Here is a 16,871-nt window from a genome sequence, read left to right on the forward strand (position 1 = left end):
TTGGCTTGGCTTGGCTTGGCTTGGCTTGGCTTGGCTTGGCTTGGCTTGGCTTGGCTTGGCTTGGCATGGCTTGGCTTGGCATGGCATCAGCCAAACAAACGGCCCGGCAGGATGACCTGCCGGGCCGTTTGTCTTGTTCACTGCCGGCCTTCGCGCCGCCGCGCGCCGCCACTCGGCATGAACTACTGAATGACTTTCGCGCCAGACGCCGGAGCCGGCGCGGCCGCGGGCGCGGCGCCGGTAGCGGCGATTTCGTTCGATGCGCCGCCGTTCTTGTCGAGCGGAATCTTCACCGTGTGGACGGCGCCGTTACCGAGCGGAAAATCGGCCAGCGCGCTACGCGCCAGATACGGCATGGCCCGCACGAGCGACGACTCGCCTCCCGAATTGCGCGCCGTCACGTTGTACACCTCTTTGCCGGTTGCCCGCTCGGTGATCCGTATGCCCAGCAGATGCGTGAAGATCGGATAGCTCTGGTTCACATACGTAGTGGGAAACGGTCCCCACGGACCCCAAGGATCGAATGGCCGCCCCCAATACGGCGCGGGCCAGGGGTTGTAATACACCGGCTCCGCGACCGTCACCATATCCGAACGGATGCCGTACGACAGTCCGACCAGATAGCGCGCCTGGCCGCTATCGACCTGGCGGAAAGCATGCGTGGCGAGTTCATTCGCGACAAAGCGCTCGTAGGTGCTCAGTTCGAGATTGTTCTGCTGGTCCGCGGCCCGTGTGAATGCATAGGTGCGGGTGGCGTCGTTGCCGCTCCAGTCGGAGAAGGCCGTGACCTGAGTGGTCACGTAGGTCGTGCAGCCGGAAAGCAGCACCGTCAGCGCGGCTAGCAGCAGCGTGGCGCGGCGGGTCCATCGATCGAATTTCATGGTCTACCTCGTGAAGCTTCTCAATGTCTCTGTATTGTCCGTCATGACCGGCCCCGCAGGCGCGCAGGCTTTTTCATCACGCGGGCGCCCGATAATACGCTGACCGGTAAATTCGGTAAAAAGTTCGCTCCGCACAATTTGCCGAGGCTTTGTACAATGGCTCGACATGCCCGGCTCGCGCGCCAGAAGCGCGCCTGCCGACTCGAGTTCCAACACTACAGAACGCCATGGCCGATACCGCAACGCCCAATGTGATTCGCCGCGCCGACTACGCGCCGCCCGCCTTCCTGATCGACACCGTCGCACTGGAGTTCGATCTGGTTCCCGAACGCACGGTTGTCCGGAACACGATGCGCGTGCGTCGCAATCCGGAGGCGTCGCGCGCCGCGCATCTGGAACTGATGGGCGAACAGCTGGAGTTCGTCAGCGCCGCGATCGACGGCCAGCCGTTCACCAATGCGCACGCGCACGAACACGGCCTGCTGCTCGACAATGTGCCGGACCAATTCGAACTCACGCTCACCAGCATTTGCAATCCGGCTGAGAACACCACGCTGTCGGGCCTCTACGTGTCGGGCGGCAACTTCTTCACGCAGTGCGAGGCCGAGGGCTTCCGCCGCATCACTTACTTCCTCGACCGCCCGGACGTCATGGCGACCTTCACGGTCACGCTGCGCGCCAGCAAGGCCGATTATCCGGTGTTGCTGTCGAACGGCAACCTGCTCGAAGAAGGCGATTTGCCGGACGGCCGCCACTTCGCGCGCTGGGAAGATCCGTTCAGAAAGCCGAGTTACCTGTTCGCGCTGGTCGCCGGCAAGCTCGTCGCGCTGGAAGAACGCGTGAAGAGCGGCTCGGGCAAGGAAAAGCTGCTGCAGGTGTGGGTCGAGCCGCACGATCTGGACAAGACCCGTCACGCCATGGATTCGCTGATCCATTCGATCCGCTGGGACGAGGAACGCTTCGGGCTCGAACTCGATCTGGACCGCTTCATGATCGTCGCGGTGAGCGACTTCAACATGGGCGCGATGGAGAACAAGGGGCTCAACATCTTCAACACGAAGTACGTGCTGGCGAATCCCGAAACGGCAACCGACACCGACTTCGCGAACATCGAGGCCGTGGTCGGCCACGAGTATTTCCACAACTGGACCGGCAACCGCGTGACGTGCCGTGACTGGTTCCAGTTGAGCCTGAAAGAAGGCCTCACGGTATTCCGCGACCAGGAGTTCTCGGCCGACATGGCGGGCGGCGCAACGGACGAAGCCGCGCGCGCCACCAAGCGCATCGAAGACGTGCGCGTGCTGCGTCAGATGCAGTTCGCCGAAGACGCGGGCCCGATGGCGCACCCGGTGCGCCCGGAAAGCTACGTCGAGATCAACAACTTCTACACGATGACCGTCTACGAGAAAGGCTCGGAAGTCGTGCGGATGTATCAGACCCTGTTCGGCCGCGACGGCTTCCGCAAGGGCATGGATCTGTACTTCAAGCGCCATGATGGCCAGGCCGTGACCTGCGACGATTTCCGTCACGCGCTCGCCGACGCGAACGGCCGCGATCTCGCGCAATTCGAGCGCTGGTATAGCCAGGCCGGCACACCGCGCGTGTCCGTGCGCACGCAGTACGACGCCGCGCAGAAACGTTACAGCGTGACGCTCACGCAAGGCTACGGCGAAGGTGCGCCGGCCGCGCGCGAAACGCAAAAGGGTCCGCTGCTGATTCCGTTCGCGATCGGTTTGATCGGCAAGGACGGCCGCGACCTGCCGCTGCAACTGGAAGGCGAAGCGCAGGCCGGCCACGCGACCACGCGCGTGCTCGAATTCACGCAGACCGAACAGACCTTCACGTTCGTCAACGTGGCGCAAGAGCCGCTGCCCTCGCTGCTGCGCAATTTCTCTGCACCGGTGATCGTCGAATACGACTATTCGGCGGAACAGCTGGCGTTCCTGCTGGCGCACGACAGCGATCCGTTCAACCGTTGGGAAGCCGGCCAGCGGCTCGCCACGCGCGAACTGCTCACACTCGCCGGACGCGCCGCCACGGGCGTGTCGCTGCAACTCGACGATTCCGTGGTCGCCGCGTTCGCACGCGTGCTGACCGACGAAACGCTCTCGCCGTCGTTCCGCGAACTGGCATTGATGCTGCCTTCGGAAGCGTATCTGGCCGAACAGATGGCCGAATCGAATCCGGCCGCTGTGCATGCCGCGCGGCAATTCGTGCGCGAGCGTCTCGCCAATGCGCTCAAGAGCGACTGGCTCAAGGTGTACGAGCAGCATCGCACGCCGGGCGCATACGAGGCCACGCCGGAAGCGTCCGGTCATCGCGCGTTGAAGAACCTCGCGCTCTCGTATCTCGCTGAACTCGACGATCCGGCCGAAGCCGTGCGTCTCGCGTCCGCGCAGTACGACTCGGCGAACAACATGACCGACCGTGCGGCGGCATTGTCCGCGTTGCTCAATGCGTCGGCGGCCAATGGCGGCAGCGCCGAGGCGCAGCAGGCGCTGGACGACTTCTATCGGCGCTTCGAAAAGGAACCGCTCGTGATCGACAAGTGGTTCGCGTTGCAGGCCACGCAGCGCGGCAGCGCGCAACGTCCGGTGATCGACATCGTGCGCAAGCTGATGGCCCACCCGGCCTTCAACCTGAAGAACCCGAATCGCGCGCGCTCGCTGATTTTCAGCTTCTGCGCGGCGAACCCGGCGCAGTTCCATGCCGAAGACGGTTCGGGCTATGCGTTCTGGGCCGATCAGGTGATCGCGCTCGACGCCATCAATCCGCAAGTGGCCGCCCGCCTCGCCCGCTCGCTGGAATTGTGGCGCCGCTTCACGCCGACGCTGCGCGACGGCATGCGTGCGGCACTGGAGAAAGTGGCCGCGCAGGTGAAATCGCGCGACGTGCGCGAGATCGTGGAGAAAGCGTTGGCATGATGCGCGCCTGAGTGCTGTTGTCGCTTCAAAGAGCCGGCACCTGTTGCCGGCTTTTTTTCGCCTTGCGCTCGCCCACAAGGCGCCGCGCGGCTGCAACGTTGGCCATCCGGACGACTGGTCGGCTCGCGCCGGTGGGGTGAAAGTAAACGCATTCACTTAACGGTTTACGTTTAACGCATCGCGTTATATCATCCCATGATCACGACATTCGGCGACAAAGCTACGGCGAGAATTTTTCAGGGCAAGTTCGTGTACTCACTGCCGCTTCACATGCAAACGCTCGCCTACCGCAAGCTGCTCATGATCGACGCCGCAGAGTCCGTCCGCGACCTGCACGCGCCGCCGGGCAACCGGCTGGAAGCGCTGCAAGGCCAGCGCAGCGGGCAATGGAGTATCCGGATCAATGCGCAATGGCGCATCTGTTTTCATTTCGTCGACGGGGAGGCGCTCAATGTCGAGATTGTCGACTATCACTGACTATTGGGAGACCGGCATGGTCATCAAACGCTCCGATCTGGATAACATCGATTTCTCGGATATCGACACTGGCAAGAGCATCCCGGAAATCCATCCGGGCAAGATTCTGTACAGCGAGTTCCTCGAACCGCTCGGCATGTCCGTCAATGCGCTGGCGCTGGCGCTGCGCGTACCGGCGCCGCGCATCAACGACGTGGTGCGCGGCAGGCGCGCCGTCTCGGCCGACACGGCGCTGCGGCTCGAACGCTACTTCGGCGCCAGCGCGCAGTTCTGGCTCAACCTGCAAATCGCTTACGACCTGCGCGTCGCCACCGCCGCCGCCGGCGAACAGATCGAACGTGAAATCGAACCCATGCCGAAGGCGGACCGCCCGAAAATGCCCAAGGTGTCGAGCGAACACGCCCGGGCCGCGGCGCTTGCGGCGAGCGTAAGCGGCAAACTTACGGCCGGCAAAGCGCGCCGCAAAACCTGATTTTCGCCACGCGTCGGTATGCCCGGCGGCATTGCCGCACACGGTTCGCGCGCAAAAGCACGGAGCGGACACAACGAACGGTTAAAATCGGAATATTCCTCAAGCCTTCCCGGAGTACAGCAATGGCTTTGCAACGTCGTACCACTCTCACGAAGTACCTGATCGAGCAGCAGCGCGAGACCAACAACCTGCCGGCCGATCTGCGCCTTTTGATCGAAGTCGTCGCGCGTGCGTGCAAGGCGATCAGCTATCACGTCAGCAAGGGCGCGCTGGGCGATGCGCTTGGCACGGCGGGCAGCGAGAACGTTCAAGGCGAAGTGCAGAAGAAGCTCGACATCCTGTCGAACGAAATCCTGCTCGAAGCGAATGAATGGGGCGGCAACCTCGCGGGCATGGCGTCCGAGGAAATGGAGCAGTTTTTCCCGATCCCGGCGAACTATCCGAAGGGCGAATACCTGCTCGTGTTCGATCCGCTCGACGGCTCGTCGAACATCGACGTCAATGTTTCGATCGGCACCATCTTCTCCGTGTTGCGCTGCCCGGACGGCCAGCAGCCTACGGAACAGTCGTTCCTGCAACCGGGCACGCAGCAGGTCGCCGCGGGTTATGCGGTGTATGGTCCGCAAACCGTGCTGGTGCTGACCACGGGCAACGGCGTGAACTGCTTCACGCTCGACCGTGAGCTCGGGTCGTGGGTGCTCACGCAAAGCGACATGCGCATTCCGGTCGAAACGCGTGAATATGCGATCAACGCTTCGAACGAGCGTCACTGGTATCCGCCGGTCGAGCAATACATCGGCGAGTTGAAGGCCGGCAAGGACGGCTCGCGCCAAAGCGACTTCAACATGCGCTGGATCGCGTCGATGGTGGCGGACGTGCACCGTATCCTGAACCGCGGCGGTATCTTCATGTATCCGGCCGACAAGCGCACGCCGGACAAGCCAGGCAAACTCCGCCTGATGTACGAGGCGAATCCGATGGCGTTCATCGTCGAGCAGGCAGGCGGCGCTGCGACCAATGGCGAGAAACGCATTCTGGACATCCAGCCGAAGAGCCTGCATGAGCGCGTGGCCGTATTCCTCGGCTCGAAGAACGAAGTGGACCGGGTCACCCGCTACCATCTCGAAGCAAAAAAGTGAGTTCAGGGGCTTGCCAAACTCCTAAAGAAGTCCATATAATCTCGTTTCTCCTGATGCCGGAATAGCTCAGACGGTAGAGCAGCGCATTCGTAATGCGAAGGTCGGGGGTTCGATTCCTCTTTCCGGCACCAACAAGATTCAAGCAAAAAGCCCAGTCCTCGTGACTGGGCTTTTTGTTTTCCAAGCCTGCTTTCCCGCCTCTGCGCTCACTACAGCGAAAGCACACCGCACCGCCGTCTCATCCTCAAAACCCCGGCCGGTCGAACTGCGCCGTCACGAAAAGATTACGCGCCACGATCGAGTCTTCCACACGCGCCGGCTCCGCCCGCTGAGGGCCGTAGGCCGCGACCGCTTCCTGCGGCGCCGAAGAAAACCACAAAATCCGGCCGGCGCACTCGATTCCGACCTGACGACCTTTCCAGTACACAGCGTTTTCCATGGCGAAACTCTCCGAAGGGCGAAGACTGCCATCTTCCGCGCTGGCGGCGGCGCGTCCGTTATCCACCGCACCCTGCATCTCAGATAGCTGTTATCCATGATAGGCGGTGGATCCTGCTTAACGTAACGCGTGCGCCGCCCTTACCGTTCACTGGCATCATCACCAATTCGTCGGGCATGTTCCGTGCAATCTCTCAAGCGTTCGCCCGCCCCAGCAGGCCTCGCTCATCCGCTATTCATCGATATGGACGCCATTCGCAACAAGCCTCGCCCGGCACCGCCCGCTTCCGGCTCAACCACATTCACTGGTTTCGTGCGCGTGCGCGGCGCTCGGGAACACAACCTGAAAAACGTCGACGTGCAAATTCCGCGTGACGCGCTGGTCGTGTTCACCGGCGTGTCCGGTTCGGGCAAATCGTCGCTAGCGTTCGGCACGCTTTACGCCGAGGCGCAGCGGCGCTATTTCGAATCGGTCGCGCCGTATGCGCGGCGCCTGATCGAGCAGGTCGGCGTGCCTGAAGTCGACGCCATCGAGGGCCTACCGCCCGCAGTTGCGTTGCAGCAGCAGCGCGGCACGCCGAGCGCACGCTCGTCGGTGGGCAGCGTGACCACGCTGTCGAGCCTCGTGCGCATGCTGTATTCGCGCACTGGCGACTATCCGCCGAAGCAACCCATGCTGTTCGCCGAAGACTTCTCGCCGAACACGGTGCAGGGCGCCTGTCCGACTTGCCATGGACTTGGCCGCGTGTACGAAGTCACCGAAAAGTCGATGGTGCCCGACGACTCGCTGACCATTCGCGAGCGCGCGATTGCCGCGTGGCCGCCCGCATGGCACGGACAAAATCTGCGCGACATTCTGGTGACACTCGGCTACGACGTCGATACACCGTGGCGCGACTTGCCGAAAAAGGACCGCGACTGGATCCTCTTCACCGACGAACAGCCCACCGTGCCCGTCTACGCCGGCCTTACTCCCAAGGAAACCCGCGCCGCGCTCAAACGCAAAGACGAGCCGAGCTATCAGGGCACTTTCACCGGCGCGCGCCGCTACGTGCTGCACACGTTCGCGAACACCCAAAGCGCCCTGATGAAAAAACGCGTGTCGCAGTTCATGGTCGGCAGCGTGTGCCCGACCTGCCATGGCAAGCGGCTCAAGAAAGAAGCGCTGTCGGTGAAGTTCGCCGGACTCGATATCGGCGAATTCTCACAATTGCCGCTCGCGCGGCTCGCCGCGATGCTCGAACCGATCGCGCGCGGCGAATGGCCGGAACCGGACGCCGCGAATGCTGGCAACAGCGCGAGCAAAACCACCGGTAAAGGCAGCGTGCTCAGCAAGAGCGCCATGCGCGATGCCGTCGATAAGCGGGTCGCGGCAGGCGGTTCCGCGCACAAAGCCTCGCCCGACGTACGACGCACGCCGAACCTGTCGGAGGAGAAGCGCGTCGCTGCCCAGCGCATCGCGGCCGAACTGCTCGAACGCCTGACGACGCTGGTCGATCTGGGCCTCGGTTACCTCGCGCTGGAGCGCAGCACGCCCACGCTGTCTTCCGGCGAATTGCAGCGCTTGCGACTCGCCACGCAGTTGTCGTCGCAATTGTTCGGCGTCGTGTACGTGCTCGATGAGCCATCGGCCGGCCTGCATCCCGCCGATGGCGAAGCGCTCTTCAGCGCGCTGCAGGGATTGAAGGCGGCGGGCAATTCGCTGTTCGTCGTAGAACACGATTTGCAGATGATGCGGCGCGCCGACTGGCTGGTCGACGTCGGCCCGGCGGCCGGCGAAGCCGGCGGCCATGTGGTGTATAGCGGCCCGCCCGCCGGACTCGCGCAGGTCGAAGCGTCGCAAACGCGTCGCCATCTATTCGCGCCGCCTGCGCCGGTGAAACGCAGCCCGCGCGAACCTGCCGGCTGGCTGCGGCTCGCCGGCATCACGCGCAACAATCTGCATGGACTGGACGCCGCGTTTCCGCTCGGCTGCCTGACGGCCGTTACGGGCGTGTCGGGCTCGGGCAAATCGAGTCTCGTCAGCCAGGCACTGCCCGAGCTGGTCGCAAGCCGCCTTGGACGCGTCTTCGACAATCCGGACGACGACGAGCAAGACCCGCTGCTCGCCGCGACCAACGTGCCGACCGGCGGCCACATCGCCGAAGGCATGGATGCGGTACGGCGGCTCGTGCGCGTCGACCAGAAACCGATCGGCCGCACGCCGCGCTCCAACCTCGCCACCTACACTGGCCTGTTCGACCACGTGCGCAAGCTGTTCGCCGACACGCCGCTCGCCCGCAAGCGCCGCTACAGCGCGGGCCGCTTTTCGTTCAACGTCGCGCAAGGCCGTTGCCCGACTTGCGAAGGCGAAGGCTTTGTCAGCGTCGAACTGCTTTTTCTGCCGAGCGTCTATGCGCCTTGCTCGACGTGTCACGGCACGCGCTACAACACGCAGACGCTCGAAATCACATGGCGCGATAAAAACATCGCCGAGGTGCTCGGCCTGACCGTCGACGCCGCCTGCGACTTCTTCGCCGACGAAGGCAGCGTGATGCGCGCGTTAAACGTGCTGCGCGACATCGGCCTCGGCTATCTGCGGCTTGGCCAGCCGGCCACCGAATTGTCCGGCGGCGAAGCGCAGCGCATCAAACTCGCCACCGAACTGCAACGCGCGCAACGCGGCGACACGCTGTACATCCTCGATGAACCGACCACCGGCCTGCATCCCGCCGACGTCGACCGGCTCATGGTCCAATTGCAGGGACTCGTGGATGCGGGCAATACGGTGGTGGTCGTCGAGCACGACATGCGGGTCGCCGCGCAGAGCGACTGGGTCATCGACGTCGGCCCGGGCGCCGGCGACGCCGGCGGCAAGATCGTGGCGAGCGGCACGCCGGCCCAGGTCGTGCAGGTCAAAGAAAGCCGCACAGCCGACTATCTGCGGCAGCAACTCGTAGCGTGATTGCAAAGGAAGCGTGCGCGCTAGCGAGCGCCGCGCTTTTCGTTCAGCCAAGTTCAAGTCGACTTCACCGGCAAACCAGCCGCCTACCCGGTGCCGGTGAAAACTCCCACGCCTAACGCACATGAAAAGCGAACGACAAAAGCCCACCGTTCGCACTGCGCCGCTGGGCCGATTTATTCACGCACAAATCAAGAAAAGTGTTTTTCTCGTCAACGAAACCCGCAAACCGATCGTTTACGAAACAATGAGGGCTGAATGTGCCCGGACTGAAGCGCTCGGTAATTAACGAACGTTCGGCCCATTAAGAAGAAAATCCTGCCGATGCGGCAGCGCACAAAATCCGCGACTACTGGCTGATATAACTCAGTAGAAAGTGAGTGCCGCACAAAAACCGCGGCTATGCGCTCAATCGCCCGTGGGACAAGGCTGGGAAGGACGTCGAAGAATTAGCGGACTGGTCTGACCGGCAACGAACCAATCGGTGCATCAACAGTGAACCGATAAATTCTATTCAAACATTCCGTTCCATTGTTGGCCTGTGCCGTTAAAGCAACAAACAAGATGTGACCCGCATCAGGCTCTGGTGCAAAACGGGGACCGAGGCAGATAATCGGTTTGTAAAGGAGAAAGATCATGGATGCCAAACCACCGAAAGTTCCGACCCCGGATAAAGTCTTTTGCCCGGATCCGGAACCCGCTGGCGTCGAGTTTCTGGGTGCAGAACTGCCTGAGCACGTTCGCGCCTTTTTCGACGAACAACGCAAGTCGTGCGATTCGAAGTAACTGTGCAGTTGCGCGATGCAGCATCGGAGTCCGCGCGCGCGGCGCGCGGCGCGCGGCGAATGCTTGCACGCGTCCAGTTTCTCGTGTTTTGCCCGATATCGTGACGCGGGGTAAATCCGCCTGATTGGCACGAGCCTGGTCGAGCGGCTCGCGCATGTTTTTGCTCGCCTTCTGGATGCCAGGCGGAAGTATTGCCAGCATTGCCGGCGTCGTTTGCTTTCGGCGCCGTTAGCTTTCGGCGCCGTTAGCTTTGCGTGAAAACGAAGAGACGCCGTACGAGCGGCGCATCGTCTATTCTTCTGGTTTTTCCTCCGCGGCCGTTTGGCCACTGCCATCTTCCATGAATCGTTCGTACCGCTTCGGCGCGTCATGCGCGCTCGCGCTCTTCGCTACCCTCGCATTCACGCCAGTTCCCGCTCTCGCGGATGGCGACGACACTGCGCTCACCAATCTGATTGCGCTCGCTTCGCAGCGTCTCGCGCTCGCGGAACCGGTGGCGCGCTGGAAGTGGGCGAATCACCAGGACATCACCGACACGCCGCGCGAGAAAGCGCTCCTCGCCGATGTCGAAAAGCGCGCCGTCGCGGCAAACGTCGACCCTACATTCGCCCGCGCCTTCTTCCAGGATCAGATCGACGCCAGCAAGGAGGTGCAAAACGCCCTGTTCGAGTCGTGGCGCAGCACGCAAGCGCCGCAAGGCCCCGCGCCCGATCTGGCGAGCAGCACGAGACCGCAGTTGGACCGGCTGACACAATCGCTCATGGCCGGCCTTGCACGCGTGCAACCGCTGCGCGCTGCTCCGGATTGTCCGTCGCGCGTTGCGCAATCGCTAGCCAACTGGAAGTCGCTGACGCGCTACGATTCGCTTCGTTCGAGCGCCTTGACTCGCGCCCTTGGTCACGTGTGTGAAACGGGCGGAGTGGGCGCGACGGGCTAATGGGTGGCGGCGTGGAGCGCGCAGCCTGAAGCTTGACAGTCTGGCGCAGCGGCCGCGTGTACTTGTCCGTCCTGAACGGCCGGAGATCTATAGGCTGGAAACCAAGCGAGGTACAACGAAGCCGCCCAATTCCCAACCGGCTGACTCTGTCAAGCTACATTCGCCACGGGCGTCACGCTCGATACGCCCAGCGGCATCACACGCAAGCCGCGGGCAAGATGGCTTTGCAAAATGCGGTACGTCGACAGTTCAAATGCTCCCTCAGCGTTCGACGCATGCAATTCGGCGGCCTGCGCGAGCGACGCCGCATGGCCCACATAGCGCCACCGGTCGACGACATGAAACGCGCGCGCCTGCGACGCCTCCTCCCGCTCCTCGAAGACGATCGGCCCCTCGAACGGCCAGGGCGCATCCGCCGGATCGCTCTTTGCGACACGCGGCAACCTGTTATGGCCGGGGCGCAACTTCGCGATCCATTGCGCCTCGGCCAGCATGGCGCCCAATTCGCCGCCGGTTGCCCGCCACTCGACACGCCGCACCTGTTGCGCAAGCCGGATATCTTTGGACGAGCGCCGCTCGCCGGTCAGGTGTGAACGCAGTCGCTGACGCACGCGCACACTTCGTCCGACATACAGCGGCATGTCCTGGTCTCCGTAGAATGCATACACGCCACAACCTGCAGGCGCGGTGTCGAGCAGATCTTCCGTGATGTCGCCGGCAAGCCGATACCGCCGCGTGCTGCGCTCGATCTGGGCGCGCAGTACGTCGAGCGGCACGAGGCCGTGCAGACGCTGCCAGAATTGCCAGATCAGATCGGCGTCGGCGAGTGCCCGGTGACGGTCAGACGGCACGAGCGTGTGGCGTTCAACCAGAGCGTCGAGACCGTGGCGTTTCTCGGCCGGGAACAATGCGCGCGACAAACGCACGGTGCACAGCACATCGGGATCGAACGCCAATCCTGCCCGGCGAAACTCGCCGCGCAGAAAACCACGATCGAAACTGGCGTTATGCGCCACGAACAGTTTGCCGTTCAGACGCTCAAAAAGAGCGGGGGCGATAGCCTCGAAAGTCGGCGCTCCCCGCACCATCGCATTCGTGATGCCGGTGAGCTGCTGGATAAACGAGGGAATCGGTTGTTGAGGGTCGACCAGACTGCTCCAGCGCGACACGCCGGCAGGTCCGACTTCGACCACGCCGACCTCGGTGATGCGATGCTCGGCAGTCGAGCCGCCAGTAGTTTCAAGGTCGACGAATACGATCGGACCATTCAGGGCCGGTTCCGGCAAAAACTGTTCAGACATGGAAAAGGATACTTTGGACGCGTGGCTTTGCGGCAAGTATGCACCAGTTGGCCCCGGTGGACCCGGACGGCATCGTATTACGTTTGCCCCGCGAGGCGCGAACACACTGTTTTCGCGCGGGCGAGCGGCGGCACTAAAACGATCACTCGTTATGTTTCTTCGCGGCGAACTTCCAGGAACTGCGCCGAAGGTATTCGGTGATTCTCTGTGCCATTCAAATCATTCCGCACCAGATAGTCAAATCAGTCTTCCGCGGAAAGACAATAAACGACATAAAAAACCCTCGCGTTTTGCGAGGGCCTGCACGCACTGCGCTGTTAGGCGGAACACGGATCAGCAGAGCCGGCTATTACAGCGGCTGGATGTTCGCTGCCTGCTTGCCCTTCGGGCCCGCCTTGACGTCGAACGAGACGCGCTGGTTTTCTTTCAGCGATTTGAAACCGTCAGCGCGAATCTCCGAAAAGTGCGCGAAGAGATCTTCGCCGCCCGAATCCGACGTGATGAAGCCAAAGCCCTTAGCATCGTTGAACCATTTGACGATACCCGTTTCCATTTTCCAGTTTCCCTCAATGATTTTTTAAAATCGGGCATTGCCCTCATGCCGAATATCACCTGCCCATGCGACAGGATCTGTCGGGCGATAATCGGAATTGCCGTTATACGGGGAACGACGAAATTCCGTCAAGCGAAATTTTCATATACGTTTATCGCGCTACCCGATAAAGCTGCCTCATTTTAATAAAATCCCTCATTACATTATTCAGTAAAAACCGAATAACTACACGTCATTATTACTTGTCCGGTTGCGAAGCATGCTCTAAAACGGGAAAAACTTCCGTGGTATGCGAGTCATGTAACAATCCATGTTTTCAGTAAGTGTTTGTCCGACTTGCTGCATCGCATTCACGACGGGATGATTGAGAGCAGTAGTCAGTAGTAACGCGCTTTAGGAGATTGCCATGCTGTTCAACGAAATTCGTCGTCTCGTGACCTGGCTGACCCACTCGCACGCGAACACGCCTTCCGGCGCATCCGCGCCGCTCGCCGAAACACCGTCCGCATTCGAATTCGATCCCATGTGGCACGGCGATCATTGGCAGAACCTCCTGTCGTCGCCCATGGACGCGCGCCGCTATGTCATGGAGGACTGGAGCGTCGCCACCACGGACAACTGGGACGAACAGGACGGTACTGCGCCGGCACACTGATCGCATTTGCCAATTAGCGAGTGCGGCGCGCGGACGAAAAAAAGCGCGACTGGGAAGTCGCGCCGACAAAGGTTTGGAGATCTTTCTCGTCAACGAAAAAGTCTGCTTCGGAAAGCAGAACTTTCAGTATAGCGTTTCAGCCCATTTCGATTATTCACACAAATAACAATCATCTATTTCAGTAACAACAACAATCCTATTTTTACGAATTATTGCGTTGTTTTTTTGCATCGATTATTGTCGCGGATCAGCAACGCAAGTTCACCTCCTCGCATTCCCCATCCCTTCAAAACCGCCGGAAGCCTTTGTTTATAAGGCTTAAACTGCATTCGCATATCGTTTCCGAACGCGTAATACTTTATTGCGCAAATCGGAACGTCCAATTCGCGAAGTGTCTCTCTACACTCTGCCTAACCGGAAACCGGCGCGATTTGGTTCACCGCGCTTCTCACTCGGATTACGCCTCTCGCAGCGCCCGCGTGAAGGTCTCCTTAAGCCTGGGTTCATACCCACTCTCGCTCTCGGAGTTACAAAATGAAAAAGACACTCATGGTCGCGGCCCTCACGGGGGTTTTCGCAACGGCTGCTCACGCCCAAAGCAGCGTCACGCTGTATGGCTTGCTCGACGCCGGCATCACCTATACGAACAACCAGCACGGTCATAGCAACTGGCAAGAAACGAGCGGCTCGGTGAACGGCAGCCGCTGGGGCCTGCGCGGTTCCGAAGATCTTGGCGGTGGTCTGAAGGCCATTTTCACGTTGGAAAACGGCTTCGGCATCAATGACGGCACGCTCAAGCAAGGTGGCCGCGAATTCGGTCGTCAAGCGTTCGTGGGCCTGACGAGCGATCAGTTCGGCTCCGTCACCCTGGGCCGTCAATATGACAGCATGGTCGACTACGTCGGCCCGCTGGCTCTGACCGGTACGCAATACGGCGGCACGCAGTTCGCGCACCCGTTCGACAATGACAACCTGAACAACTCGTTCCGCGTCAACAACTCGGTCAAGTACCAAAGCGTGAACTACGGCGGCTTCAAGTTCGGCGCGTTGTACGGCTTCTCGAACCAGGCCGATGGCTTCGCGAACAACCGCGCCTACAGCGCGGGCGCATCGTACAACTGGGGCGGCCTGAACCTTGCCGCTGCTTACCTGCAACTGAACAGCAACGGCGCGACCAGCGCGGCTGCGGCGTTCAACTCGGGTGGCGCGGTGTCGAGCGACAACACGTTCTTCGCGGGTCGGCAGCAAACGTGGGGCGCGGGTGCCAACTACTCGTTCGGCCCGGCAACGGTCGGCCTGGTGTACTCGCAAACCAACCTGTCGAGCCTCGCCGGTATCGGCGCTAGCGCATCCGGTCAAACGGGCGGTATCGGCTTCGCTAACAACAGCGCTCACTTCCAGAACTTCGAAGCGAACGCTCGTTACGCGCTGACGCCGGCGGTCAGCATTGCCGGTTCGTACACGTACACCCGCGCAAGCCTGGCTGGCACGCGCCCGCACTGGAACCAGTTCAACCTGCAAACCGCGTACGCGCTGTCCAAGCGTACCGACGTGTATCTGCAAGGCGAGTACCAGCAAGTCAACGAAAACGCTATCGTCGATGCCGACATCAACGGCTTGGCCGCTTCGAGCAACAACAAGCAAATTGCTGTGACCGCAGGTTTGCGTCACCGCTTCTAAAGCTGCGTAGCGTAACCGCAGTGTCGAAGGCGCCGTTTGCGGCGCCTTTTTTTATGCCGCGTCGCCCGAGGTTCCTGGTTAGAACACGATAGACCGCGCATTGGAGCCCGGCCTAACCGCCGGCATCAGGCGGAGGATATTTGACGTCCAGTATGTCGATCGGCTGCGGGCCGGCAGGGGTATACAACGTCACCGTATCGCCGATTTTCGCCTTCAGCAGCGCCCGCGCAATCGGCGAAATCCAGCTCACGTGGCCGATATCCAGATCGACTTCGTCGACACCGACAATCGTCACCGTGTGCACCTCGCCATCTTCGGTCGCGTACTCGACAGCCGCGCCGAAGAACACCTGGTCGACGTTCTCCTGCTTACTGCTGTCGACGATTTCAGCAAGATCGAGGCGCTTGGTGAGAAAACGGATGCGTCGGTCGATCTCGCGCAAGCGGCGTTTGCCGTAGATGTAATCGCCATTTTCGGAGCGATCGCCGTTTGAGGCGGCCCACGAGACCAGCTTGACCACTTCCGGCCGCGCGACGTCGATCAGATGCAGCAGTTCGTCGCGCATGCGCCGGTAGCCGGCGGGCGTGATGTAGTTTTTTGTACCAGCGGGCACGTCCGGCTGGGCGACGTCGAGATCGTCGTCATTCTCTTCGCTCGACTCTTTGACAAAGGCCTTGTTCATGATGGTCCGGTAACTGCAGCAAGCGACTGCCTATCAAGGGTACACGATCACGACTATGAGACAAATCGCAGTTACATGCTTCCCTTTTTCAAAACCTTTGCTATAATCTCGTTTCTGCGTGCGGCTGTAGCTCAGTTGGATAGAGTACTTGGCTACGAACCAAGGGGTCGTGGGTTCGAATCCTGCCAGCCGCACCACTTATTCGAGGGCCTTCCTCCTGGAAGGCCCTTACGTTTTACCCAGTTTCAGTGCAGTAAGTAAGCATCACCCGTTTAGCGTGCGGCTGTAGCTCAGTTGGATAGAGTACTTGGCTACGAACCAAGGGGTCGTGGGTTCGAATCCTGCCAGCCGCACCACCTATAGAGGGCCTTCCGATCGGAAGGCCCTTTGTTTTTGCCGCTCAGCTTTTTGTCCCCCAGCCTTTTTGTCCCGCAGCACCGCCCTCGCAGCTTCCCGCCGCGGCGCAGCATGCTGCCATTACCGTGGCGGTGACTGAATATCCCCGATCTGCCCGTCCGGGCTGGGCGCATCTCCAAACGAATGTCCCGCCACGTGATCGCCGGCGATTTCCCGCTCGCCGATCGGTTGCGCCCGGCCGCCGGTCAGCGCCTGCGCCTCGTGCAGCACATCGCCGACGGTATCGCCGAAACGGCTTTCGACGAACGCCCGCAAGAGCGCGACCCGCAATGAGTCGCCCCGCCCTTCCACCGTGCGGTGCCCGCCTTCGAATTCCGCGATGCAGTGAGCCGCGCCGCGGTGGGTTCTCTCGCGCACCTCGAGCCGCTGCGCGCGCTCCAGTACCGCCGCCGCCGCCTCCCACGACGTGGACGGCGTGAAACGGCCATCCCACGGACGCCCGCGGTCATTGCCGCGAATCGACACGGTTTCGCCGCTATCGGTAAAGTGGATTTCGCGCACGAAGTCGTGCAGGCTGCGGGCGACCCAATAATCGAGCGCCAGTCCGGTGAGGTCAGCTACATTCACAAGCGTTCTCCCTGAGTTTCG

General features: G+C 61.4%; 15 protein-coding genes and 3 tRNA genes. 11 read left to right on the forward strand and 7 right to left on the reverse strand.

Annotation, left to right across the window (positions count from 1 at the left end; genetic code table 11):
- Positions 1–182 precede the first annotated feature (182 nt).
- Positions 183–881 carry a DUF4136 domain-containing protein gene (locus P0D68_RS09545; protein WP_091799894.1) on the reverse strand — a complete coding sequence of 233 codons (699 nt, stop codon included), beginning with the start codon at positions 879–881 and terminating at the stop codon, positions 183–185.
- A 227-nt stretch (positions 882–1,108) separates the two neighbouring features.
- On the opposite strand from P0D68_RS09545, the gene pepN reads away from it, so the two are divergent.
- The 5 genes from pepN (at position 1,109) to P0D68_RS09570 (ending at position 6,024) form a co-directional block, all read left to right on the forward strand.
- On the forward strand, positions 1,109–3,805 hold the full coding sequence (gene pepN, locus P0D68_RS09550) for an aminopeptidase N (protein ID WP_408296329.1): 2,697 nt from the start codon (positions 1,109–1,111) through the stop codon (positions 3,803–3,805).
- Between the two features lie 195 nt (positions 3,806–4,000).
- Entirely contained in the window at positions 4,001–4,282 is a 282-nt protein-coding gene (locus tag P0D68_RS09555; RefSeq protein ID WP_091799887.1) for a type II toxin-antitoxin system RelE/ParE family toxin, read from the forward strand.
- Between the two features lie 16 nt (positions 4,283–4,298).
- The gene (locus tag P0D68_RS09560) at positions 4,299–4,754 is read left to right on the forward strand and encodes a HigA family addiction module antitoxin (protein WP_091799884.1); all 456 of its coding nucleotides are present in this window, start codon (positions 4,299–4,301) and stop codon (positions 4,752–4,754) included.
- Positions 4,755–4,876: 122 nt separating this feature from the next.
- Positions 4,877–5,893 (forward strand): class 1 fructose-bisphosphatase, encoded by a 1,017-nt coding sequence (locus P0D68_RS09565; RefSeq protein ID WP_091799881.1) that lies wholly within the window; start codon positions 4,877–4,879, stop codon positions 5,891–5,893.
- A 55-nt stretch (positions 5,894–5,948) separates the two neighbouring features.
- Positions 5,949–6,024, forward strand: a tRNA-Thr gene (locus P0D68_RS09570).
- A 113-nt stretch (positions 6,025–6,137) separates the two neighbouring features.
- Here P0D68_RS09570 and P0D68_RS09575 read toward each other — a convergent pair.
- On the reverse strand, positions 6,138–6,332 hold the full coding sequence (locus P0D68_RS09575) for a hypothetical protein (RefSeq protein WP_091801068.1): 195 nt from the start codon (positions 6,330–6,332) through the stop codon (positions 6,138–6,140).
- 243 nt (positions 6,333–6,575) lie between these two features.
- Between P0D68_RS09575 and P0D68_RS09580 the strand changes: the two genes are divergently transcribed.
- Positions 6,576–9,275, forward strand: coding sequence for an excinuclease ABC subunit UvrA (locus P0D68_RS09580; protein WP_408296487.1), 2,700 nt, complete (start codon positions 6,576–6,578; stop codon positions 9,273–9,275).
- A gap of 573 nt (positions 9,276–9,848) precedes the next feature.
- Here P0D68_RS09580 and P0D68_RS09585 read toward each other — a convergent pair.
- The gene (locus P0D68_RS09585; protein ID WP_408296498.1) at positions 9,849–10,259 is read right to left on the reverse strand and encodes a hypothetical protein; all 411 of its coding nucleotides are present in this window, start codon (positions 10,257–10,259) and stop codon (positions 9,849–9,851) included.
- Positions 10,260–10,398: 139 nt separating this feature from the next.
- Here P0D68_RS09585 and P0D68_RS09590 point away from each other — a divergent pair, with 139 nt between their 5' ends.
- A complete protein-coding gene (locus P0D68_RS09590; protein WP_408296324.1) occupies positions 10,399–10,995 on the forward strand; it encodes a chorismate mutase in 597 nt (198 codons plus the stop codon).
- Between the two features lie 149 nt (positions 10,996–11,144).
- On the opposite strand, the gene P0D68_RS09595 is transcribed toward P0D68_RS09590, so the two are convergent.
- Together P0D68_RS09595 and P0D68_RS09600 are read right to left on the reverse strand one after the other, a co-directional pair.
- A complete protein-coding gene (locus P0D68_RS09595; RefSeq protein WP_408296321.1) occupies positions 11,145–12,296 on the reverse strand; it encodes an exonuclease domain-containing protein in 1,152 nt (383 codons plus the stop codon).
- A 349-nt stretch (positions 12,297–12,645) separates the two neighbouring features.
- Positions 12,646–12,849: a cold-shock protein gene (locus P0D68_RS09600; protein WP_007180812.1), complete on the reverse strand. Its 204-nt coding sequence runs from the start codon at positions 12,847–12,849 to the stop codon at positions 12,646–12,648.
- Between the two features lie 406 nt (positions 12,850–13,255).
- Here P0D68_RS09600 and P0D68_RS09605 point away from each other — a divergent pair, with 406 nt between their 5' ends.
- On the forward strand, positions 13,256–13,504 hold the full coding sequence (locus P0D68_RS09605) for a hypothetical protein (protein ID WP_408296318.1): 249 nt from the start codon (positions 13,256–13,258) through the stop codon (positions 13,502–13,504).
- 534 nt (positions 13,505–14,038) lie between these two features.
- Positions 14,039–15,184 (forward strand): porin, encoded by a 1,146-nt coding sequence (locus P0D68_RS09610; protein ID WP_408296315.1) that lies wholly within the window; start codon positions 14,039–14,041, stop codon positions 15,182–15,184.
- A gap of 112 nt (positions 15,185–15,296) precedes the next feature.
- On the opposite strand, the gene greB is transcribed toward P0D68_RS09610, so the two are convergent.
- Positions 15,297–15,866, reverse strand: coding sequence for a transcription elongation factor GreB (greB, locus tag P0D68_RS09615; protein ID WP_408185369.1), 570 nt, complete (start codon positions 15,864–15,866; stop codon positions 15,297–15,299).
- A 120-nt stretch (positions 15,867–15,986) separates the two neighbouring features.
- Between greB and P0D68_RS09620 the strand changes: the two genes are divergently transcribed.
- Positions 15,987–16,063, forward strand: a tRNA-Arg gene (locus P0D68_RS09620).
- Between the two features lie 82 nt (positions 16,064–16,145).
- Positions 16,146–16,222: transfer RNA gene (locus P0D68_RS09625), tRNA-Arg, on the forward strand.
- 121 nt (positions 16,223–16,343) lie between these two features.
- Here the strand turns inward: P0D68_RS09625 and P0D68_RS09630 are convergent.
- On the reverse strand, positions 16,344–16,850 hold the full coding sequence (locus P0D68_RS09630) for a phage protein NinX family protein (protein WP_091799857.1): 507 nt from the start codon (positions 16,848–16,850) through the stop codon (positions 16,344–16,346).
- Between the last annotated feature and the right edge of the window lie 21 nt (positions 16,851–16,871).

This window comes from Paraburkholderia sp. RL17-380-BIE-A, from assembly GCF_046028085.1.
In the GTDB taxonomy this organism is placed as follows: Bacteria; Pseudomonadota; Gammaproteobacteria; order Burkholderiales; family Burkholderiaceae; genus Paraburkholderia.